Genomic DNA, 22,843 nt, shown 5'->3' with positions numbered 1-22,843 from the left:
TAGACCGCAAGGAATATGGGAAACAACGTCGAACAAGACTATGTGTAATCGGGTTCATTCATGGAGGCGGGGACTGTAATGGATATCATGATATTTTGGAATCATGCGGGTAGAGAACACGGCGGATTGGAATATGCGGACGATATTCGAAAGAATTCACCTCAAGTGATTGAACAATGCCTGGCATTGAGGGAACAGCGCTGCCGGGAGAATAAACAGCCTAACCGTTATTTGAGGGTTGATGACTCCACTCTCATTGAACTGCCGCCATTACAAAGCGATAAGAGATTTATCTTGATCTACTGCTTGGATAGCGGTCTACAACTCTCCTTAAATTACAAAACGAATCACCCCTGGTGGTTAATTGATATTGTCGATATTCAAGAGATCCGTCCTCATGTATTTTGCGTTCATGATTGGTTTATCGATATTTCAGTCAACCCCGATGGAAGCTACCACGTGTATGATATGGATGATTTCGAATTGGCTGTAAGACTGCAGGTTCTGTCACCGGAACAAATTTCGCAATGCCTCAAGTCATTTCATGCCATTCTTACTGAACTCAATTCCGGCAGCTTCCCCAGTCCATTCGTGGAGGAGCTTAGGGAGACGTATATGTTTAAATGCCACATGGATAAAGGCGACACCTCATTCGGCATACAACAAAAGGACCGGTAGTTCCCTCCAGGGGGAGTTCCCGCTCCTTATGTTGAACATATCCTACAACCGCTAGTGCTCGCTCAAACTCCTGGCCATTCATATTTATTGCTAATTTCCCGAAGTGTACCCACCTGCACGAGGAACAACAGGCCCGTTGAATATCATCGTTATTGATTACCTGTGGGGTCAGCTCCGCGCGGCACATGGGACAGTATTGATATCTTAGTCTACGTAAGACGATTTCAGGATACATCATCTAAGACCCTCCTTATATTGTGGGGTACTTAATGTTCCTGGAATATCTAATCTGAGTTGTAGCTGTGGTTATTAACAGGGAACGGTTTTTCTTGAGGTTAATTGGGGTTTCTGGAGTTTATTCGTTTATTGGTTTTAATGGGGTTACAAAAGAGTGAAGCGAAGCAGGAAGAATGATTCAGAAGAAGCGCAAGCGGTCGCCTTTGTTCCCGGATTTCCACCTATAACATGTATTCAAAGAAATCCGGGAACAACAGCGATCAAAAGAACATTCTGCCTGCGTAGCGGATTGTCTTAGGTTATTACAACCTGCGGTAGCTGTAACGGTCCCTCTTCGGATTCTCGCCTGTTAAGAAGATTCGCTCTTCCTCTCCTACAGTCTCCAGGAATTCGGAGCTGGCAGCGTCGGTATGCTCATACTCGCGCATGAATGGCGGTACATAGCCCGTGATCATGATGTAACGCTTCTTGTCGGATAGAATCGGGGTAACGGAATGAATCAGCGCCTCCGAGAAGAAGAGAACACTGCCTGCCGATCCCTGCGCTCGATGAACCATCCAAGGCTCAAGATCGGGAACAAGCTCCCCTATGGTGCCGGTGGACTGCGTTCCAGGGATTACACTTGTTCCCCCATCATCCGGACCGATGTCCGTCAGGAAAACAATCGCCTTAATCCATAAGTAATGCTTCCTGCCTTCGCCCTTGAATACGGAATAGTCCGTGCCGATTCCCCGGTGCCATCCCAGTTTCTTCACATCAATATGATTGTCATCGGGATGCTTACTATTAATCGAGCACTCCTGCTCTTCGTAGCGGACTGGACCCCCGACGATATCTTGCGCGCAGGACATAATTTGTGGGTGCATGGCGATCTCCAAGAAAGACGGATCATATTGAATGCATGGGCCGAACTTGGAGAAATACGGAGTACCGGTAATCTTGCGCGGCTTCCCAACCGGCCAGGGCTCCCCGTGCTGGTAAGGAGCAAGCTCCTGATCCATCCGGTCCATCGCTTGGCGGACCCTGTTCATGAGATCCGCTTCGACTAGATTCGGTACGACCACATAACCGTATGTATCCATGAGAAATCGTTGTTTCGCAGTTAGCATCTTCATATCCCCTTATCATTTTGAATACCATAATTAAATATTGTAGACAATACTAAAACCAATCTCAGTATATGAACGCGCTTTAATTTTGTCAACAATATTCAACGGGTCGTATGAGGGGTTTGCTCAACGCCAAACTCGCTCGACACCTTCCAGCCGTTGGTGATCAAAAACCAGCTTATAGATATCCGGCTTCGAGGTCTGCTTCCAAAACTCATATCCATATTGCTCATCATAATGATTCATTATGATTGTCAAGATATTGCCATGTGTCCCGATCACGATATTCTTCCCTAGTTGTTCTTCAAGAAGCTTCTCGATCACCGGTATGGCTCTCTGCTGTGCTATTCGGGTAGATTCGCCGCCCTCTAAGGCATAATCCTTATCATCAAAGGACTTGCTTATAGCTTCCTCTAATACCTCCCATGTCCCTTTATAATCCAGCCCTTTAATCGGTCGTTCCATCAATTCCTCATACTCGATAATGCTCAAGGAATGATGATCGGCGATGTGCTGAATGGTTTGTTTGGCTCTCGTGTAGGGGCTGGATGCGATATAGTGAATCTCAACGTCTCTCAATACCTCTGCCACTCGCTTTGCCTCTTGAAATCCCTCTGCCGAAAGCCCCCTGGTTCTTTCTTCTCCATGTACAAAAGGCGACTCCGCATGTCTTACCATGTAGATGACTGTTTTCATAGGTTTACCTCCTTCATTTGATAGAAAACCCTAAATAGGAATCCCTATTGATCAAAGATAATCTCATTTCATCGAGAAATCTGAGTTGTGCTTCCGTTAACTGGCTCTTGTCGGCGTAAGCGGTGTGATAGGCATAGGAGTAGAAGTGTCTGTAATCGATAAAATAATCGATCTGAGGGACGAACGACGTCGTAGAGTTCTCTTTCGTATATCCTTCCATAAATGAAGTGAAAAAGGATTTAATAAACTTTTCCCTGTGTGGACCTTCTGGTACGGTTTGGGCAGTATGATACATAACGATCGCAATGTCATAAGCGAACCAATTGTACTCGCAATCCCCGAAATCCAGCAGTGTTATCTCCTGATCCCGAAGCAACAAATTATGCTGATGAAGGTCGCCATGGATTAACCCATAGGAGTCTTTGGATGTCGTAAGGGCTATTAAATCATTATGATATTGCTTCCACTTCCCTGCTAGCAAGGGGTCGGAATGAAAGGCTTCTTCATTAAATAGATCCTGTTCAAACCACTGGGGCCGCTGATGGACCGCTTGATAGCTTTTCGCGAGCGTATGCATCTTCCCCATCATTTCTCCCCATTTGCCGAATAATTCATCGTTCCAAACTCGGCTCTCTTGAGAATTGATAGGTGTCCCTATCACCTTGTCGTAGGCGATCAAATAGTACCCGTCTGAAATCGGCTGAATGTAGGTATCCCCGATTAAGTGCACAGGTCTCACCACACTCAGCCCATGTAAATTCAAATAAACTAACCATTCTAATTCAGCTAAGACACGGCTCTCGGCAACAATTGACCTGTCTACTATTTTCACAACGATATCTTTGCCGCGGTTAATCTCATATACGTTATTATTGTAACCTCCAAGAAGTTTAGCTTCAGATGGCTGACATCCGAGTTGGGCGAATACATCCGCCTTGATATGATCTGGAATCATTCTGTTTCGCCTCCAAGCCCCAATTCGATCACATTAAGGACTAACCACCATCTCGATGTATCTCTTCAGATCATCCTTCGCTTGCTGATTATGCTGCCAAGCCCCCAAGTTCCAGCTCATATAACGAAGGCCTAGATACCGGGACGCAATGGAGAAAAGCGGTTCATACCGGGATTGAGGAATCTCAATGCCTAACTGATCCCGATACTCATTCGCCAGCTTTAAGCTGCTGCAGCGAAGAGGAATATCGAAGAATAAAGATCCGTAACGGGCTTCCTCCCAATCAATAAAATAGACATCCTCATTATGATGGACTAACACATTGCCCGGGTTGAGATCATTATGTATCAAGGTATAGGTGCTCTCATCTTGAATAACAACACCGATGTCATGAACGATGTGATGTGCCGCATCCTCGATCTCAGCTATGAGGTGTACTCCATACTCTTCGATGAAGGCTTTGTTTTCTTTTGCGGCCTCCCAGGAAGGTCTCCAACGTTCGTTTAGCATTTTGCTTATATGGGCTTGATCCACTCGCGATAACCATGGCAAAGCGGTCTGATTTCCCATGTTCGTCCGATGTATGTGTGCCAGCGCTTGCATTTCTTTCATCTGAAGCGAAGGAATATCCAGATTCCCGTAATCCGTCTGATCGTCTACATCTTGAATACACAATAAGCTGCGGCCAGCGGCGTGCGAATCGATAGACAAACTATAAGGTACATTCGCTGCTTGCGAATATAGTAGGGAAAGCGTGGATCGTTCGATATAGGTTGCCTTCTTCGTAACGAAAGAGACGCAAGTCTCTTCACCGTTCACATGCAGCTTAACCCTGTGCCGCAGCAAATCAACGGCCTGAAATCCCATACCAATAGACTTACTTTCGATACTGATTACGCCTGCGTCAGGTGAAATATACCGTTGAATAGTTTTTTCTAATAATTGAACTTCATTAACTTCCATTATCAACTTAAGCCTCCGTTCACCCATACATGACTGAAAAAAGCCACCGATTCATAGCGGCAGCCTTATCTGTCTGGGTTCTTTTATCAGCCAATTCTCTACTTATCTCTAGCTCCCCTTCGCTACAAATACATTATCCCACACATGAATCTGTCCCGTCCTCTTAACCGATGCATACACGCCAAAATTCAACCCCAGCTCCTCGTTCACTTTCTTCAACAGCGATTTATCCGGTTCCAGGGTATCGGGGTCGATTGTAATCATCATGCAGCGCTCGCAGTATTGATCCACCTGCAGCTGTGCGCTGCCCACTGACAGCTGCTTTCCGATCCAATCGCCTTCATGGATTGATTCATCGTCCAACGTCACCACCAGATTAGCTCTAAACCGGCGGGGGTCTAATCGTTTTCCCCACATCGCTTCCAGTTTGCGTAAGGTAGAATCCGTAATGATTAGAATACTACCTGTATCCACCGCCGCAAGCTCAGAGGCTTCCGGCTTACAAGTGAGCATTGATAGTTTCCTTTTCGAAAAGGCCTGTATCTCGCGCAATAAAGCTTCATCCCAATTAAAAATTCGTCCATCCGGCGATGTTACTCTCACGTGTGGCGCCCTTTCCCCGGAATCCTCCCCAATCAGTTGAGTCTTGTAGCTCAGCATACTGGGCGCCTGTCTGGCGGTGTAATATCTACTCCAACCTTCTTTGGTTTCATCGATGAAAGCATGCAAGCGGTCCCCATATAATCCATACGATTCAATCAAGCTCGTCTGCAAGGTCTCCCCCGCAAACGACTTTACCGGATATCTGTTGATTTCGCTGATGTGACCAATCGATGTGAGCGTCAATGTGTGATCCCTCATTTCGTATGTTATACAGCAACAGACCGCCGCGGCGGTCCTTCGCTTGTTGTATAGAGCGCATCGCCTTCGGCTATAGCTCTCTATCATAGATAATGCGCCGAATTCGATCCTCGCTTAAGTTATAGAAGTTGACCAATTGCGTGACGGTAAACCCTGACTTATATTTCAACACGATCTCGGCGTTCCGTTCTTCTAACTCGTCACGAATGCCCGTCGATGCTCCCCACTGCTGCCGCTCCGTTTGGGGAATGTAGATATGCGCGCCCCTGACATGCTTTTGAATCTCTTTGATCAAATGCTCGGGCAAAATATCCTTGGCATTGATATATTTGGTCATATTATACCTTTTTGTACATTTGAACTGTACTATTCTTTTCCATTTCCAGATCATCAAATCCTTCTCGAATCATTAAAGCGAAGACAGTGAAATTTTTCAAGGTGATTCGAGATATGACGTGCATGACTCCCAGCTGTTTCGTTGAAAGTAAAGCAGCCTGCAGCAGCCGGTGAATCTCTGACTTGCCCAGCTGGAATTTAGGCCGGACATGTATCGTGAAGGAATAGGCATCCAAGTATTCATGGTCGGTTCCTTGTTGAAATAGATCCACAAAGTAGAATGCTACCCCTGCTATTTCATTCGAATCGGCGTCTCTCAGGGTGATTACAACGGTCTTGGGATTATCCACCCGTTCGGCAATAAAGCTTTCGTCCTCCTCGATTAATAACTGCTTGATCGTTTCATATTCCTCTTCAGCGGCAGGCATGATATGGGCTTTATTGAAATTCTCCGGCTCCTTCCATTCCTTGAGATATAGGGCAAGCGTGACCTCGGAGTATTCCCCCGACGTGAAGCCCAAGCTTTCCCAGAGGCTAATCTCGCGGTTTCTGATCTGACCGAATGCGCTGAAAGCAAATTTAAACAGCTTGCTGCCGCCGTTATGTCGAACGACTGGAAGGCATCTGTCCACTAAGTCCGCGAGTATAACTTCATGCCCTTCAAGAAAGCCAAACTCGATAAACCCGTTCCTCGTAATCGGGGACAGCGACACGCACATGAAGCCAATGACCTCTCCGTCATGCTCCGCCAGAAAACCGTTATTTCGCGTAGGGTCCGCATAATTGTCTTTCAGTTCCTCGGTAGTCGTGCCATAACCAAGAAAGATGGGATCGGGATTAAATCTTTTTGCCGTATCGTTCATCATTTGGAGCAATTGAGTGAAATCATCCTCTTGATTCATGTGCCGGATCAAGTAACTGGGTTTCCCCTCCATGTATCACCACTCCTCGTTTACCATATATATCCATTATCCATGTTTGGCATCATCTTTGACAGGCTGAGCTTTTTTATAAAATACTTCGCCATCCGTATCAGGCTGTCTGCGATGCTGTTTACTAATAGATAATGAACAAATTCCCTTCCTCTAGAGGAATATCCATATTGAGGTAGAACTCATGAGAAACATGTATTAATTGGAGGCTTGGTTACGAACCATGCTGATTATAGACGAAAATATCCCATTTACCGTGCGCGAGCCCGAACCCGCACTTCTAAATTCCGAGAAAGTGGAGCATATACCTCGGGACAGCCCTTCGCTGCAGAACGATTATTCCTCGCCTTGATGTTCAAGCAGATACAACAACAAACTCTTCTGAACATGCATCCTGTTCTCCGCTTGCTGATAGATAATCGATTGGTCGGATTCAATCAGCTCCTCCTCGATTTCAAACCCGGGATGAACGGGCATGTCGTGCATGATGAAGGGCGTGCAGCCACCTAGCGATTCCTTATTAATTTGAAAAGGCATCATCAATTGGATCCTTCTATTTTTCTCATCTTGATAGTGATCAGCGTGGAAATACTCCATATCGACCCACGTATCGGTATAGACAAAATCAGTTCTAAGCAGCGCCTCGGATAAACTTTCCACATTAAGGATAGATCCACTCCGGTATGCGGTCTGCATCAATTCTTCATCCCAAGAGGCATCATTGATGATCGGTGTCACGAGTTGAAGACGAAGCCCTGCTGTCATACAACCCGCTATCAATGAATTTACAACATTATTGTGGATCCCTACATACGTTAGCGTCACATCTGAGAAAGTCCCTTTCGTCTCATAAATCGTCATTAAGTCGGCCAAGGCCTGACAAGGGTGGTATTGATCACAACAGCCATTAATGACGGGGACGTCGGAATACTTAGCTAGCTCCAGCAGATCAGAATGATTCGTTAACCTAGCCATAATAACGTCGCAGTTCCTCGAAGCATACCGGACTTCATATTGGATCGGTGAAATACTGAAGTTACTCGAATTCCAGTCCATGGGCACCGCGTAGCCACCCATTTGTTGTATGCCGGACTGAAAGGACAGATTCGTTCGGGTCGACGTTTTCTGAAAAAGCATCAGCAGCCCCTTTCTTTCACATGCGTGGTAATATTGTTCAGGCTTGTTCTTGATCTCGATTGCTTTGCGAATGATGGAGAATAAGGTATCCTTATCGAACTCCTTCAGTGTTAGTAGATGATTCATTTCCCAGCCTCCCTGATTGAATATATATACATTATCATGAATATTAATACAATATAGGCGGTTAGGAATATATTGTCAACAGTTAAGTTGATTAGGCTGCTATGTACAAAACTATCCGAGGAGGACGCTGAATTGGATGCACGGGCTGTAACGGTAATTCTCCGCTAGGATAAAATCCCCCGCTGTAACGCCCTTTTTTGGAGTTACAGCAGGCATCAGACAATACGGGCCCGATGGATATAAAAAAACAGCTGCTCCGCGGCAGCCGTTTCGCGACTCTTATTAGATTTCTTTTTCCATAAGGACCGTCTTCACAGGGAAGCCGTTAGGGTTTGTAACAACTTCTTCCTTATATACCTGAAAGCCAAGTGATGCATACAACTGTATATTCTGAGGCACCGACATCCGCACCCTGCACCATACTCTTGACTTCCCCTGCTCTATCGCATAATTCTCGAGCCACGCCAGCATGGATGTTGCAATTCCTCTCCCTCTGGCCTCGGGACAAACAGATAGACGGGAGAAATAGATTCCATGATCATCCACCTTAAATCTGACCGACCCCCACGGAATTTCATCGCTCAGGTACAGTAAGGCTCGCTCAGACCCGTTCCTTAATGACTCTTCAATCGAGCTTACAGCTTCATTAAGCGCACTTGAAGGAACGTCGGCTTGCCTGTACTCCTCGAACGCCGCTATCATGCAATGATGTACGAGATGTGCATCTTCTGATTCTGCCAGACGAATCATGGAAGCCCTCCATTCTTTACCCGATTATCGTGAACATCCTCTTCTACCGTAAAGGCAGAGTCAAGAAGGCAGCAGCAGCCCCTCAACTTCGAGATGAGCGGTGTCGTTTAATTTCGAGATCGTTCTTTCACCCCACTTATTAATTCGCAAGCGTGTTATGCTGCAAGGCTGAATATCGAATGATACGTTGAACATGTCCGGTGAAAATCGTAACCAGTAATGGATGAGTGAAATGATCGCATTGCTATGGCTCACGATTACGACCACATCCTCTGTAACGTTTAGTTCCTCCATAAAGGCTGACAAGCGGTCATGCATCATTCTCCAGCTCTCCGCCCCCGGATAGGGGACCCAATCCGTCACGGGATCAGTCACAGGATTTCGAATTTTGTCTGCTTCCTCCACAGATAAATTAGCCGCCGCACCATTGCTTAATTCTCTTAAACCCTCTACGCATATAGGGTCACTAGCAAGACGATGCCCAATAATCTGTGCAGTCTGCCTCGCTCTGGATAAATCGCTGCTATATAGACGAAAGGTTGTATCCTGCAGCAGCAGCGCTGCTCTCACAGCTGTGCAATGGGCTTGCTGCTTACCCAGCTCCGTCAACTTCGTATCGGTCCATCCGCCGACTACACCTGTGAGCAGATGCTCGGCTTCGCCATGCCGGATTAAGATTAGTTCTTTCAAGGTAATCACCGCTTTCTACAGGCTGCTCCATCTAGAGATCCCGCAGCCGTATTTTTGAAACAAAATGAAGCTAATGGAACGCCGCCCACAGCATCGATAACCCGGAACCCAATAGTAGCAAATCAAGTACATAGCGGAACGAGGCGACACTCATTCGCTGCACAACTCTCTTGGCGGCGAACGTACCGAGCATGAGAGATACGCCTACAATCACGCCTTGCACAATCACCTTAGCCGGAAGGGCCCCCAGCTCTTGGAAGGTCACGATTTTGCTCACATAGATGGCAAATGAACTGGCCGCTTCCGTAGATAGAAACGCGCCTTTCACTAATCCATAGGAGGTGAATGCCGGCACGCTGAGGGGGCCGGTTGAGAGAACGATACCGGTCAAGAAGCCGATGAAGGCTCCAGCGATGGAAAGCTGCCATAAGCGAATGTGTATTCGTTGCGCTTCAAGCCAATGTCTTACAGGAATCATAGCTAGAAAGAAAAGTCCGAGTCCGATATCGACAACATGCACCGGTAACGCCCACAGCGTTCTGGCCCCAATAGCTGCAGCAGGCACACCTGTAACGGAGTAAGCGGCGAAAGCCCGCCAATTGACCTCACGCCACCAGGCAATCACTCTTGAAATGTTCGCCATGACAGCAGCTACGGCCATGATGGGTACGGCTTGCTTCGGGCCAAATGTATAGACAAGAACAGGCAGCAGCATAATGGATGAGCCTGTGCCAATTACGCCGCTGATTGCACCTGCGACCAATCCTACCAACAGCACAAACAAATATTCTCCCAGCAACAACAACACTCCTACTGAGGCATCTATGATGAGAACGGTCAGCCATCGCCAATCTAATTCTTCTTAATCGCCTGCGGCGCTCTTCTCATAAATCGCTCTCCTTCTCTCTGATAGCCAAATGGCTCGTACAGTCCATGTGCATCTTTGGTTGCGAGCAACCCAGACATCCATTCAAACTGGGGAGCGTTGGTAATCGTCTCCATAAGCTTCTTCGAAATTCCCTGTTGACGGTATGCCTCCAATACGAATACATCGCATAAATAGTACATCGTGGCGCCATCGGTAATGATTCTAGCGAAACCGATCATCTGCTCTCCATTATAAACGCCGTAGCAAGCAGAATTCTCAATTGATTTCTTAATCGTTTCGACCGGTCTATCCTGAGCCCAGTAGCTTCTGGCCAAATAATCGATTACGGTCTGAACGTCAATCCTTGCCTTATCATCGCTGATCACATAATTCTTATAGGTTACCTCCATAGAGCACCTCCGACAATAGTCTAATGATGAAACAAACGGATCCCCGAATAGGCCATAACCATTCCATATTCATTGGCCGCTTCTATTACCTGCTCGTCACGAGTCGAACTACCGGTTTGAACCACGTACTTCACACCGCTTTGAGCCGCGCGGTCAATATTATCACGGAAGGGCAGGAACGCATCGGAAGCATAGGATACTTCCTTTAAGCCCGCTAACCATTGTTGCTTCTCTACCCTTGCAAGCCGTTCAGGTACGCTGTGAAAATGCCGTCTCCACTGCTGCTCCTCGGCGGATGTATAATCTTCATTCATCCAACCATCAATCGCGTTATTAATTTCAGTACGGGATATTCCCGCACGAAAATGCATTTGTTGCACGGCAGGATGCTGTCTCAACCACCAGTTATCCGTTTTACCCGCTGCTAGTCTCGTACAATGAATCCGCGACTGCTGCCCGGCGCCGATGCCGATGGTCTGACCATCAAGCGCAAAGCATATGGAGTTGGATTGCGTGTATTTTAACGTAATCATCGCTAAGAGCAGATCTCTCTTGGAGCCAAGTGGAATCACGCGTTGTGTGGTTGCGATGTTCTTCAAGACTTCTTCGGAGATCACGGCGTCGTTGCGTTCCTGCTCGAGCGTCAAGCCGAACACGGATCTTCGCTCAATGGGATCTGGAAAATAGTCGGCATCGATCTCGATAATAAGGTAGCTGCCATTCTTCTTCTCTTTCAGAAGCTTCAGGGCATCCGCATCATATCCAGGCGCAACGATAACATCCGAGACTTCTTTCTTCAGTAAATTCGCGACGGTGAGATCCACCCTGTCGCTGAAAGCCGCGCAGTCCCCGAACGAAGACATCCGGTCCGCCCCTCTAGCTCTTGCATATGCGGTGGCTAGCGGAGACAGCTCCAAGCCTTCAACGAAATAGGAGCGGACCAGCGAATCATCCAATGGGGAATAGACTGCTGCGCCTGCAGGACTTACATGCTTAAACGAGGCTGCAGCCGGTTGGCCGATACTTCGTCTAAGTTCTCGAACAAGCTGAAAGGCATTCAAAGCATCCAATAGATTAATGTAGCTTGACTCGCCATTCACAATCCGGAGGGGTAGCTCCCCACTGGAGCATAGCTTCGCCTTTCCCTGATGCGGGTTCATTCCATAGCGCAGATCAACGGATTCCATCACATCAACCCTTTCTATACAAAATGAAAAAAGTATCCGGATTCAATTCCGAATACTTCGCCCAGGCGTACGGCTGCGATCCCGTGTGCTCCCTCATGGTTCCCCATGTTCCGCCAGTCACACACAGCTGACTCTTATCTACTAGATTACCTGTTACATCCATTATTTTCAAGCGGGAATTCGAACTCAATCTCGTGCTTTACAGGTATTCCATCCATACCCGCTAAGGGGATCAAGGGTTTGATTCTTCTCGCTTCCGTAATGGCGTTCTGATGTACGGCCTTGATGTCAAAGCCTCTTCGTTGGTAATAACGAATGGCCTTTAGATTATCATTTGAAGTGATTAACCATACACGCTTACATGCATGGTCTCTAGCCTTCACAATGACTAAGTCGATTAGCGCGGTTCCGATGCCTTGACCTTCGATATCACTGTTAAGGGTTACGATTTCGCAGTCATTGCCCTCGATATTGTACAAAATGAGTCCCTTTATGACATCTTCAATTATCACGACATAGCCGGGCAGATTTTCTAGCCAATGGACCTTTCCTCTGGAAACAACAATAGAGCTTCGATAATTTTTTATAGCCTCTACGAGCGTACGATCCATTTCTTTGATCACCACTGGCTTTTCCCCCAAACGTCGTTTCCATAATAAGGTGTATAACAAATACGATATTACGCAAACTAAAAACCGGAATTTGGAATTTATTTATAAATTGGTTTGTATAGGATGTGAATCACAATGGATTTTTTCAAAAGTCAAGAAACATTGACCACCGTCGAGTGGATCTTAAGAAGCGTCGTGGGCTTCGTCTTCTTACTGCTTGCTGCCAAACTGATGGGACAGCGCTCCATCTCCCAATTAAGGTTCCTCGATTTCATTATTGCGCTGACCCTCGGCAATATTATAGCCCATCCCCTTTCCGACGAGAAACTGGGATTGAAAGGATCCATGATCACCACAATCGTTCTAATCGTGCTCTATGTAGCCGTGACGTGGGTGAGCTTGAGATGGCCGTTAATCAAACGCTATCTCGATCCGCCGCCCCTCAAGCTGGTTGATAACGGACAAATCCAATTTCATAACCTTTCTCTTGCGCGTATCACTATTGATTTTTTATTTTCGGAGCTGCGAAAAGAAAAAGTAGAAGATATCCAGAAAGTCTCCCTTGCCGTATGGGAACCGGGAGGAACCATTTCCGTATTCTTAAAAACTCAATATCAGCCGCTTACCCCTGCGGATATGAAGGTTAAGACCCAACCGTTTACGCTCACAAGACCCATAATCTGCGAGGGAAAGGCCGATATGAAGGTACTTGAAGAACTCGGAAGAGACGCCGAATGGCTTAATAAGAAGATAGCGTCTGCTCACGCGAATATCAACGAAGTGTTCTTAGCGACCGTTGACGATAACGAGAATGTGCAAGTTTACTCGAATCCGAAATAAGTGGATGAGGTGTGCCTTCTCATACCCCTACTTCGGTTCGAGGCTGATACTATCCTTTTCTAATCTAAATACTTACCTGCTCCTGTAACTCCAAAAAACGAACAAAAAACGGTCTTACAGATGAATAATTCTCTTGATGGGACATCTGTAACGACGGTTTTTACCGTTACAGCGCCTGTTCCACTAACCTCTCCCCGAAATCTGCAGAGTTAACTCCGAAAAACGGTCTTACCGACGAACAATTCTCTTGATGCGGCATCCGTAACGCCGGTTTTTACCGTTACAGCGCCTGTTCCACTAACCTCTCCACGAAATCTGCTACGTTAACTCCGAAAAACGGTCTTACAGACGAACAATTCTCTCCATGCGACATGTGTAAGGCCGGTTTTTACCGTTACAGTGCCTGTTCCACTAACCCCTCCCCGAAATCTGCTACGTTAACTCCGAAAAACGGTCTTACGGACGAACAATTCTCTCCATGCGACATGTATATGGCCGGTTTTTACCGTTACAGCGCCTGTTCCACTAACCCCTCCCCGAAATCTGCAGCGTTAACTCCGAAAAACGGTCTTACAGACCAACATCTCTACTCATGCTACATCTGTAACGCCGTTTTTTACCGTTACGGCGTCTGTTCCACTAACCTCTCCACGAGACCTACTACGTTAACACCGAAAAACGGACTTACAGACGAACATCTCTACTCATGCGACATCTGTAACGCCGTTTTTTACCGTTACGGCGCTTGATCCACTAACCTCTCCCCGAAATCTGCTACGTTAACTCCGAAAAACGGTCTTACAGCTACCCGCTTCTCTCCATGCGACATGTGTAAGGCCGGTTTTTACCGTTACAGCGCACGCCCATCACACCTCTCACTGAAATCTACTCCTGCTACTCCGAAAATGGCCCATCTCCCCTTGAGTACAGCAGATTTGGTGATTTAGGGACGTTTGCAGCACAAACAAAACCGGCCATCCCTCAGGATGACCGGCCCTTGCAACGAAATAATAATCACCGAAAATATTTGGCCAAATGTTCAGCCGCCTTATGAATCCCTTGTCTCTCCGCCTCCAGCGAGCCCCAGAACCGGTGATCCTCCAGCTCAATGCTGACGGCTCCGGCATATCCGAGCCGGTCAAGGCGAACCGCTACCTTGCCCCAATCGACTTCCCCATGTCCGGGAATGCAGTATCGCCAGGACCCTTCCGAGAATCCGTACTTCTCACCGAAGGTCGAGGTGATAACGCCGCATTCGTACAGCTCATCATGCAGAATTTCCGTATCCTTGCCATGACAGTGGTTGATGCGTTCGCCGAATTCACTCAGCGCGCGAAGGTAATCAACGCCAAGACGGACCAAATGGGACGGATCATAGTTCCAGCCAAAATGCTTGGACGGAATCGCTTCGAACATCGCTCTTAGCATCTCGGGCGTACAGCCAAGCGTCGGATAATGCGGAGCTGGACCAGGCCATCCTTCGATTGCGATGTAGATGCCCTCCTGCTCCGCATGGCGTACGAGCTCGGGGAAGGTATCCTTCCATATCGCGAAGCCCTCCTTGCGCGGAAGGGTATGATCCTCCGGTACCAAACACATGAATAGCACACTTCCGCCCAGTGCAGCCATCTCCGACATTTGCCGCTTCGCAGCTTCTAACGCGTCCGCGCGGCGTCCTTCATCACGGCTTAAGAGATGTCCTGTGTGATGAGCATCTACGGACCCAATCCCGATCCCGGCTTGCTCACAGGCATCCTTCCATTGAGGCGTCAGATTGGAAATATCCAATACATCCAGCCCGGCGCTTGCTGCCCACTGCGCTACTCTGTTCATTCCTTCGGCCCCAATCTTGGGCGGGATTCGCATACCTATTTTGACGTTCATACGGATTGTTCCTCCTCTAGCTCAAGGGCTGCATCCGGCACATAGCCGGCGGCCTGGTAGATCATCTCCGACAGCTTCACGACCTTCAGAGCGAACTCGCCTGGCACCATGATCTCATGACGCCCTAATATGGCATCGATAAAGCTTTTATCCTGATTGGTCGTCTGCTCCGGAAGCTCCGGTATGATCGCTTCTTGTCTTAACCGGCGAAGTGTGATCTTGCCATTATCGTAGAAGATTCCGCCTTCCTCTCCGCAGAACACGAAGGTTTCATGCCAGCATGGTGCGTAACCGACCAAGTTCAACCCGGCAACCGCTCCTTCGGCAAAACGGATCGAGGTAAACGTGTCGATCTCAACCGTTGCCCCATGCATATGCAGCTGCGGCTTCACGTCCACTGGGGTCAGACCCGTTGTCCAGAGCAGTACATCGATAATGTGACTGCCGGAATCCATGAGGAAACCGCCTCCGGACAGCGCCGGATTCGCCCGCCACGAGCCAGGCGTTCCCTGTCTCCATTCCTGGTAGAGGGAAGCCGTGACCGAAGTGATCTTACCAATCTCCCCCCGGGCAATGGCATCTCGAATATAGAGGAATTCCGGCTGAAAATGCCGCTGATAGGAGACCTGCATGATTTTCCCCGACTGCCCGGCCAGCTTGAGCAGCAGCTCCGCCTCCGCGGAAGAGCAGGTCATCGGCTTCTCGATCAGGACATGCAGCCCTTTGCTGAGCACATCGTGAGCTTGTTGAAAATGCAGCGTATGCGGCGAACAAATGATGACCCCATCGATCTCCGCCTGCTCCAGCATCTCTAGATAGTCGGAGTATTGCTCCACATCCTGAAGCCCGAACCGCGTTATAAATTTCTCCCGGTTCACCTGACTGGTATCCGCCACAGCTTTGATTTCCGCATCATCCTGCAATTCGAGCAGCTGTCTGGCATGCAGCCCTGCAATGCCTCCCGTACCGATGAAGCCAATACGCACTTTACTCATAATGATAACCTCCTAAAAGTTTTGTGGATGCTTCACTCCCGTAGGAGCGATTAAAACAAAACTCACTTCGTAAGCATAAACTTAGTTTTGTGATTACCTCGCTTCCGAAGGAGCGAATGAAACAAAACTCTCCTCGGAAGCATTAACTTAAAGTTTTATGATTGCTTCGCTCCCGTAGGAGCGATTAAAACAAAACTCGCATCGTAAGCATAGGCTTAGTTTTATGATTGCTTCGCTCCCGTAGGAGCGATTAAAACAAAACTCGCTTCGTAAGCATTTGCTTAGTTTTGTGGATGCCTCGCTCCCGAAGGAGCGAATTGAAAACTCGCTTCGTAAGCATAAACTTAGTTTTGTGATTGCTTCCGCCTACTCTACCAACCCGGAACGCTCCACGCCTTGAATGAAATACCGCTGTAGAAACAGGTACACAAGAAGCATCGGAACCAGCGCAAGGAAAGTAGCGGCCATTACGACAGGTAGACTAAATACTTCAAAGCTGCTGCCCGTTAACGTATCCAGCGATTGGTAGAGCCGCGGGAGCATCATTGGAAGAGTGAATTTCTCCTCCGATGTCAGAAAGATTGAAGGCTCGAAGAAATCATTCCAATGCCAGACCATGGAAAGCAGCGTCGTGACGACAATCGCGGGCGGCGTAAGCGGCAGAATAATCTTCCAGTATACGCGGAAGCTTCCGCAGCCATCCACCCTCGCCGCATCCTCCAGCTCCCACGGAAGTCCGCGAAACAGCTGGCGAAAGATGAAGATGAATAATGCTCCCCTTAGCCCATTAGCGAAGAAAGCAGGAACAATAAGCGGCAGCATGCTATCCAGCCATCCGATCGTCTTGTACTGCATGAACAAAGGCACAATGATCGTTTGCGGAGGAATGATCATGGTGAACATACACATCACGAACAGGGCCTCTCGTCCGGGAAACTTAATACGCGCGAAGCCATAGGCGACAAAGGAACAGGATAACACTTGACCGACCACGCTCAACACGGATATCAAGGCCGAGTTTTTGAAATGTGTCCAAAATTGCAGCCCTTTCATGCCGTAGTAGAAATTTTCCCACGCCAGACTCGTCGGAATCCATTTGATCGTGAAGTCCATCAGATCCACCGGATGCTTGAGCGAGGTCGTAATCAAATAGATAAACGGATAGAGAAAGACAAAGGCCAAATCAATCAGAATCACATAGACGAAGATACGGTAGATTAATGCGAACCAGCGGCTTCTGCTGCTGACTCGGCTTAATAGGCTATTATTTCTTAACGCTTTCGTTCTGCTCGCGATGCTTTTGGGTTGCTCGGCCATACGCTGCTTAGACCTTGAAATCGGAATCGATTTCATGCTGCACTACCTCCTTGCTTCTCATTCTCATTTTTCACCTGTGTATACTACCAAGCGTTTGGTCGAAACAAATACGAGAATGAGCAGCAGGAAGATAAACAAGAAGTAGATCCACCCCATACCGGACGCGTAGCCCATCTCGATCTTCGTAAAGGCCGTATCTTTGATATAGATCATCATCCTGTTATTGATATCCGTGAAGGAATCCACACACGTATAAACCAGATTTAGCAGGATGATCGGCGAGATAAGCGGCAGCGTAATTTTCCAGAACATCTCCCATTCCGTTGCTCCGTCACATCTTGCGGATTCATAGAGCGACAGGGAGATGCCCTGTAAGCCGGCTAGAAAGAGCAGGATTTGTACCCCCGTCTTCCAGAAGACCACGGTAAGCCTGCTTAACATATCAAAGACGATCTGTGAGAATGTCGGGCCCATATACAGAAATACTTCTTGCGGAACGCCAATTCCGTTGACCAGCGTGTCTTTGCCGACACCTGCATACAGCAGCTGCTGCATCGCAAGGCCTGAACCGATTAATACGGGCAGGAAGAACGCTGCGCGGAAGAATGCGCGCCCGCGGATCTTGTGATTCAATAAGATCGCGATAAACAAGGAGAAAACCAGGATAAGCGGGGTATTGATGACCGCATCCTGTACTACCGAAATAAACAAAGGAATGAACTGGGTATCCAGTACGAACGCTTTATTGAAATTCCCCCAGCCAACGGGCTCCAGGTCGAAATTACCGACGCCAACAACCTCATGGAAGGCTAACCAAAGGGAGTAGATCAAGGGAAAGAGCATAAACAATACGAAACCGATCGCCCATGGAGCGATGTAAACATAGCCTGCCAGCATTTTTTTTCTTTCCAGACTCAAACTTTTCCCTCTCATGCTCATCCCCCCTTCGGCACCACGATGAAGTTTTTATCCGGAACAAGATGATTATCGATCCTTACCTCACGCGGTGTATAGTTGACAATGACGCGAGTACCATCCTCGTACACAACCTCATAGACATCATCCTGCAGCTTGCGGTGCTCCTTCATCGTCTGCGACCATACCGGCTTCAGCTTGTCGTTCATCTCTTTATAGTATGTGACCGCCTGATCCACCCAGTTGCTGTAAGCCGAGCTGAACAAATCGCTGTAGTAGGTATCCTTCAGATCCTCAGAGTAGTTCATCGTTAATTGGTAGTAAGGCATATAGCCGTATTCCACCATCTTGAGATACTGCAGCTGCGGATCATAGAATAAATTTTGCGGATCGCCCGAGTAAGGAATAACGCCGTGCAACGCCATCTGATAGAAAGGAATCGTCTCGTCGGTAAAGAAAAAACCACTGTCCTCCATCGGTATGCCGAATAGACGGGAGGAATTTTTCAGACTGTATCCGTTGCCTCCAATAGAGGCCGCACCGCCGAATTGTTCGACCGATTTCTCCATCATCTCTGTCCATTGCTTGGCCGTTCCCCCGCGCGTCAGCGGGAAGTCTTCATTATAATCGTAGTAGAGCTGATAGCCGATGCCATCGAAGTTAATGCCGGTAATATCCAGCTTGTTCAGCGGATTTAGCACCTTCTTCTGGAATTGCGCATTTTGCTTGCCTGCATTTAAGTAGAAGAGCTCACTATAACGGTCGGTGACGACAAAATGATTGGCGCCGACAACGACGTCATTACGCGACGAGAACCCGTCGTTGCCCTTCCATGCCTCGACATAGTTGTCCTGCAGGAACAGCTGATAGTTCTTCTCCTTCGCATACTCGCTTAGCTTCGCAAGCCCGCCAGTGCCGCCCAGCTTACGGGAAGGCTTATACCCGGACGGATAGCTCAAGTAACCTTCACCCGTCCAGCCAAGCAGATTAGCCGAGATCGATTGCACCCCGCGCTTGCTGAGGTCCTCCATGATTTCCTGCGCTTGCGGATATGTCGTCGTTTGAATGTAATGATCGATCAAGATCTGATCTTTCTTAATGCCCATGAGCAAATCAAGTCCAAAAGGGACCGCTTCACCCTTCTTAACCTTCGGAACCACCCCTTGCTCACCCACCAAGTACTCCCTGTAGGCGGAAGCCATGTGGCTGTAATCGGCTTCATTGCCGCTGAAGAAGACGTAGCGGATGGTATGGTCTTCCCGGATCAGATCCTTCTCGGGCTTCTTCGTTAAATTGCCGTCTTTCTTGACCGCTTCATACTCGCGCCTGTAGACAAGCTCGGATGATACGCGGTTCAAATTAATCAGATAGCCGCTGGGCGAATAGAGAATATTCGCGTCATATTCACCGTGTGTGATGACCCCCATAAAAGCATTATCGCTCACCTTCAGGCCGAATATCGGCAGCATCGCATTCTGTTCCCGTCCGAAATAGTTGAATGTAATCGTATCCGCACCGTATACGCTGGCACGATAGGGATTCAAATAATTCGGGTGGTTCGTCTTAAAGTAGGACAGCGCGCCCGGGCCGTCGGGATAGACCGCATACCCCTTATCATGATCGGATGCCGCCCCGAAGAATGGAAGCGGAGAGATCGCCATCAGCCAGTTATCCTTCCCTTCCTGGATCGATTGACCGGGTACGGTAACCTCTAAGGCATTCCCCTTCAATTGAAAGCTCATGTCGAAGCTGATTTTCAGCCGGGGCAGCTCATAACGGACCGATATCCCGTTCTCCAGCGAAGTCGTCGTCATCTTCGGCTGCTCGAGAACGAAGTTCGTTTCCTGCGTTTCCAGAGCAGGCAAATTGGGATCTGTGTAGGTCAGATGAAAGATCGACTGACTGCTGGCTGTCCAAAGTTCATTCCCGTTCGTTTCAACATCCTGGAGCGGGACTGCCGATTCCCACCGGTATCCGTTGCTCTTATCGATGACCACGATGGCGGAATCGGAAGATCGGAACAGCAGCTCAAGACGATCGGTCTCGGCAATCTTCTCATAGCTGCTTGGCTCCTGCGGCTGCCCTCCCTCCTCTGCAGCCGGTTCCTCCCCACCCTCCACGACTTGGTTCTTATTCGGCCTCATTTCTTCCTTTGCCCGTTCAATGGCCCTTTGCAAGGAGGGTAAGACCAGAAGCACGAGCGCAACAATGATTACACTGACGGTTAAATAGTAGATCCATCGCTTGGCGAGTCTCGTTTTCATGGTACCCCCCTCAATTATCCAGTAAGTATCTAATTTCTATGGCCACTTCACTTACAAATTGAAGAACATGGTTCGACAGGGCGAAGACAAGCCCGACCGTCCCCCAGAAGATAATAAACGCAAAGATAGACAAGAGAAGGACGCCGACCGCTTTCTTAAAAGAATAATCATTCAGCACCTTCAGTTGAATGAAGATGAGCAAGGCGACCCATAACCATATAATCGTATTGATGCTGTTGTACAGACCCAGCTCGCCTCTCGACATGACCAATGAGACCGCAGCCAGAGGGATTGAAAATACGATGTATGGAATCAGGGCGTAAGACATCGCGGTCAGTACTTGGCTGAAATAAGCCTCGCCGTCCATAATCGCCGTTATTAAGTAGCATGCAATAACACCTGATATCAACGGCACGACAAAGCGGATGATTTCCAAATTCAAATTGGCATCCTTCGGCTGAAGGGACGTAATATGAAAGCTTGTCATATAGATCGTGATGATTCTGACGCTTATGGTCAGAAGGATCAATACGAATGCAGAGAGCAGATATCTGTTTTTTTGCAGCTCCTCAAAACCGTCCACAGGATGGAACAGTATTGCTATTCCAAGCCGCAGAGACCGCAGTCCTGTCTGTTTCATTTCCGCTGCTCTGTTCAATAGCCATACCTCCTTATGACGGTATTGGTGATACGAATCATGAATTTGATGATGAAGTAAATGGCGACTATAATGAGAACGGCTGCAAGGATAAGCCAGCCCAGATATTCACGCATAATATCATGCCGGTACTCGGCAAAAGCGAGCGAATATCCTTCTTGGTCATTGCCCAGCTTGAATTCCCTCATCGCTTCCTTCCACTTCTCTTCCTTCATCAGTGCTTTCGCCACGCCGCGGTGGGCGAGCGGGTAGTTCTCATCGATCTTCAGCACTTCCTTCCAAGGTACCATCGCTTCCTGGTAACGCCCGTTGAAGTGCAGCTGGCTCGCCTGGTGGACCAATTCCGCAAACCGTGTCGGCTGGAAAATTTGAATGTTATTCCGGTCCCGGTCCAGCACGTAGATCTTGCCATCCTTATCGATGACGATACTCGTCGGGTATTCGAAGCGCCCCTTCACATCGCCTTGACCGCCAAATACGGCTAGCAAATTGCCTTCCTGATCGTATTGATAGATCTTCCGCGACATCGCATCGAGCGCATTCACAACCCCAAACTGATCAATGGCCATATCGACGAAATAAGGAACCTCCAATGTTCCGCTGTCGATCGAGGATTCTCCGAAGAATGCCTTCTTGTAGATGTTTTCGCCCATGGCGTTGAACTTCTTGATCTGATCGGCGTCGATCAGAACCGTAGGCGTATAGATAAACCCTTTGCTGTCCAACGTGATATTCGAATTTTGCTGAGGAACCGCATTGTTCAGCTGTTCCCGCTGCTCCGGCGTTGCCAATAATCGGATGATAAGCTTCGTCCAATCGAATGGAACGCGATTGGCGCCGATGTAACCGCGGAACTGATTCATCGCGTCGATCATCATGAAGCCGCTGTAGTCATTCTTGTTGAGCGCATACAGATAGCCGCGCCGATCCATAATGACCTTGTCCGGGGAAAAGTCCAAATCTTCGCTCAGCAAGGAAGATTTCGGCTTGACGAATTCTTCGATGAATGCTCCCTCCGGAGATAGATGGATGATTCTGCCGCTGCCCGTATCCGCTACGAACATATGACCCAGGCTATCGACATAGATCCCGCTCGGTCTACTCAGCTCAACGCCTTGTTCTTTGCCGAAGATGCCTAATACTTTCCCTTCGCCGTCCAATTTCACAATCCGATTATTATCCGTGTCGGCAATGTATAAGAGCCCCTTCTCGTCAATAAACAAGTCGCTCGGTTTATTAAGTCCGGGCTCGCCTACATCCAGGATGACCTTTTCTACCGTATAGGTAAGTGGAATCGGCATCCGATAGCCGTACATCGGATCGAGCGTATAGGACATTTGCGGGAGAGCATGGACAGGCAAGCTGCAGATTAGAAACAGCAGACTGCCGATGATACCCGCTGTTATTCGTTTATACACCTTGTC

At 48.1% G+C, this 22,843-nt stretch carries 24 protein-coding genes and 1 riboswitch; of the genes, 2 read left to right on the top strand and 22 right to left on the bottom strand.

Annotation, left to right across the window (positions count from 1 at the left end; genetic code table 11):
- Window positions 1-78: 78 nt before the first annotated feature.
- Entirely contained in the window at window positions 79-678 is a 600-nt protein-coding gene (locus NNL21_RS21170) for a DUF402 domain-containing protein (RefSeq protein WP_204819960.1), read from the top strand.
- On the opposite strand, the gene NNL21_RS36830 is transcribed toward NNL21_RS21170, so the two are convergent.
- From NNL21_RS36830 to NNL21_RS21095, 15 genes are all read right to left on the bottom strand, one after another.
- Window positions 620-865 (bottom strand): hypothetical protein, encoded by a 246-nt coding sequence (locus tag NNL21_RS36830; RefSeq protein ID WP_373567587.1) that lies wholly within the window; start codon window positions 863-865, stop codon window positions 620-622. The genes NNL21_RS21170 and NNL21_RS36830 overlap by 59 nt on opposite strands.
- 352 nt (window positions 866-1,217) lie before the next feature.
- Window positions 1,218-2,024: a phytanoyl-CoA dioxygenase family protein gene (locus NNL21_RS21165; protein WP_204819958.1), complete on the bottom strand. Its 807-nt coding sequence runs from the start codon at window positions 2,022-2,024 to the stop codon at window positions 1,218-1,220.
- Window positions 2,025-2,150: 126 nt separating this feature from the next.
- Window positions 2,151-2,720: a histidine phosphatase family protein gene (locus NNL21_RS21160; RefSeq protein WP_204819957.1), complete on the bottom strand. Its 570-nt coding sequence runs from the start codon at window positions 2,718-2,720 to the stop codon at window positions 2,151-2,153.
- 13 nt (window positions 2,721-2,733) lie between these two features.
- The gene (locus NNL21_RS21155) at window positions 2,734-3,675 is read right to left on the bottom strand and encodes a phosphotransferase enzyme family protein (RefSeq protein ID WP_204819956.1); all 942 of its coding nucleotides are present in this window, start codon (window positions 3,673-3,675) and stop codon (window positions 2,734-2,736) included.
- Window positions 3,676-3,708: 33 nt separating this feature from the next.
- On the bottom strand, window positions 3,709-4,638 hold the full coding sequence (locus tag NNL21_RS21150; RefSeq protein WP_204819955.1) for a phosphotransferase: 930 nt from the start codon (window positions 4,636-4,638) through the stop codon (window positions 3,709-3,711).
- Window positions 4,639-4,746: 108 nt separating this feature from the next.
- Window positions 4,747-5,499 (bottom strand): MOSC domain-containing protein, encoded by a 753-nt coding sequence (locus NNL21_RS37050; RefSeq protein ID WP_204819954.1) that lies wholly within the window; start codon window positions 5,497-5,499, stop codon window positions 4,747-4,749.
- 70 nt (window positions 5,500-5,569) lie between these two features.
- Complete coding sequence (locus NNL21_RS21135; RefSeq protein WP_204819953.1) at window positions 5,570-5,836, bottom strand: CD3324 family protein; 267 nt, start codon at window positions 5,834-5,836, stop codon at window positions 5,570-5,572.
- 1 nt (window position 5,837) lies between these two features.
- Window positions 5,838-6,770: a GNAT family N-acetyltransferase gene (locus NNL21_RS21130; protein WP_204819952.1), complete on the bottom strand. Its 933-nt coding sequence runs from the start codon at window positions 6,768-6,770 to the stop codon at window positions 5,838-5,840.
- A 333-nt stretch (window positions 6,771-7,103) separates the two neighbouring features.
- Window positions 7,104-8,030, bottom strand: coding sequence for an ornithine carbamoyltransferase (locus tag NNL21_RS21125; RefSeq protein ID WP_204819951.1), 927 nt, complete (start codon window positions 8,028-8,030; stop codon window positions 7,104-7,106).
- 282 nt (window positions 8,031-8,312) lie between these two features.
- Window positions 8,313-8,780, bottom strand: a complete 468-nt coding sequence (locus tag NNL21_RS21120; RefSeq protein WP_204819950.1) for a GNAT family N-acetyltransferase — start codon at window positions 8,778-8,780, stop codon at window positions 8,313-8,315.
- A 60-nt stretch (window positions 8,781-8,840) separates the two neighbouring features.
- Window positions 8,841-9,470 (bottom strand): histidine phosphatase family protein, encoded by a 630-nt coding sequence (locus NNL21_RS21115; RefSeq protein ID WP_204819949.1) that lies wholly within the window; start codon window positions 9,468-9,470, stop codon window positions 8,841-8,843.
- Between the two features lie 70 nt (window positions 9,471-9,540).
- Window positions 9,541-10,269 carry a sulfite exporter TauE/SafE family protein gene (locus NNL21_RS21110; protein WP_204819948.1) on the bottom strand — a complete coding sequence of 243 codons (729 nt, stop codon included), beginning with the start codon at window positions 10,267-10,269 and terminating at the stop codon, window positions 9,541-9,543.
- Between the two features lie 53 nt (window positions 10,270-10,322).
- Window positions 10,323-10,748 (bottom strand): GNAT family N-acetyltransferase, encoded by a 426-nt coding sequence (locus NNL21_RS21105; protein WP_204819947.1) that lies wholly within the window; start codon window positions 10,746-10,748, stop codon window positions 10,323-10,325.
- Between the two features lie 20 nt (window positions 10,749-10,768).
- Window positions 10,769-11,935 (bottom strand): phosphoribosylaminoimidazolecarboxamide formyltransferase, encoded by a 1,167-nt coding sequence (locus tag NNL21_RS21100; protein WP_204819946.1) that lies wholly within the window; start codon window positions 11,933-11,935, stop codon window positions 10,769-10,771.
- Window positions 11,936-11,987: 52 nt separating this feature from the next.
- Window positions 11,988-12,066, bottom strand: a riboswitch (ZMP/ZTP riboswitch).
- Between the two features lie 15 nt (window positions 12,067-12,081).
- Window positions 12,082-12,546: a GNAT family N-acetyltransferase gene (locus NNL21_RS21095; RefSeq protein WP_204819992.1), complete on the bottom strand. Its 465-nt coding sequence runs from the start codon at window positions 12,544-12,546 to the stop codon at window positions 12,082-12,084.
- 135 nt (window positions 12,547-12,681) lie between these two features.
- On the opposite strand from NNL21_RS21095, the gene NNL21_RS21090 reads away from it, so the two are divergent.
- Window positions 12,682-13,386, top strand: coding sequence for a DUF421 domain-containing protein (locus NNL21_RS21090; RefSeq protein WP_204819945.1), 705 nt, complete (start codon window positions 12,682-12,684; stop codon window positions 13,384-13,386).
- 1,014 nt (window positions 13,387-14,400) lie between these two features.
- Here NNL21_RS21090 and NNL21_RS21085 read toward each other — a convergent pair.
- The 7 genes from NNL21_RS21085 to NNL21_RS36575 form a co-directional block, all read right to left on the bottom strand.
- Window positions 14,401-15,270 carry a sugar phosphate isomerase/epimerase family protein gene (locus tag NNL21_RS21085; RefSeq protein WP_204819944.1) on the bottom strand — a complete coding sequence of 290 codons (870 nt, stop codon included), beginning with the start codon at window positions 15,268-15,270 and terminating at the stop codon, window positions 14,401-14,403.
- Window positions 15,267-16,265, bottom strand: a complete 999-nt coding sequence (locus NNL21_RS21080) for a Gfo/Idh/MocA family protein (RefSeq protein ID WP_204819943.1) — start codon at window positions 16,263-16,265, stop codon at window positions 15,267-15,269. Before NNL21_RS21080 ends, NNL21_RS21085 begins: the two co-directional genes overlap by 4 nt.
- A 366-nt stretch (window positions 16,266-16,631) precedes the next feature.
- Window positions 16,632-17,618, bottom strand: coding sequence for a carbohydrate ABC transporter permease (locus tag NNL21_RS21075; RefSeq protein WP_204819942.1), 987 nt, complete (start codon window positions 17,616-17,618; stop codon window positions 16,632-16,634).
- Window positions 17,619-17,645: 27 nt separating this feature from the next.
- Window positions 17,646-18,515: a carbohydrate ABC transporter permease gene (locus NNL21_RS21070; RefSeq protein ID WP_204819941.1), complete on the bottom strand. Its 870-nt coding sequence runs from the start codon at window positions 18,513-18,515 to the stop codon at window positions 17,646-17,648.
- A gap of 2 nt (window positions 18,516-18,517) precedes the next feature.
- Window positions 18,518-20,761 carry a DUF5696 domain-containing protein gene (locus NNL21_RS21065; protein ID WP_204819940.1) on the bottom strand — a complete coding sequence of 748 codons (2,244 nt, stop codon included), beginning with the start codon at window positions 20,759-20,761 and terminating at the stop codon, window positions 18,518-18,520.
- Window positions 20,762-20,771: 10 nt separating this feature from the next.
- Window positions 20,772-21,419 carry a Yip1 family protein gene (locus tag NNL21_RS21060; RefSeq protein ID WP_204819939.1) on the bottom strand — a complete coding sequence of 216 codons (648 nt, stop codon included), beginning with the start codon at window positions 21,417-21,419 and terminating at the stop codon, window positions 20,772-20,774.
- Entirely contained in the window at window positions 21,416-22,837 is a 1,422-nt protein-coding gene (locus NNL21_RS36575) for an NHL repeat-containing protein (RefSeq protein ID WP_204819938.1), read from the bottom strand. The genes NNL21_RS21060 and NNL21_RS36575 overlap by 4 nt, the downstream gene beginning before the upstream one ends.
- Window positions 22,838-22,843: the final 6 nt, after the last annotated feature.

The sequence above is a fragment of the Paenibacillus mendelii genome, assembly GCF_024498075.1.
In the GTDB taxonomy this organism is placed as follows: Bacteria; Bacillota; Bacilli; order Paenibacillales; family Paenibacillaceae; genus Paenibacillus_Z; species Paenibacillus_Z mendelii.
This window is presented reverse-complemented; position numbering and strand designations above follow the sequence as displayed.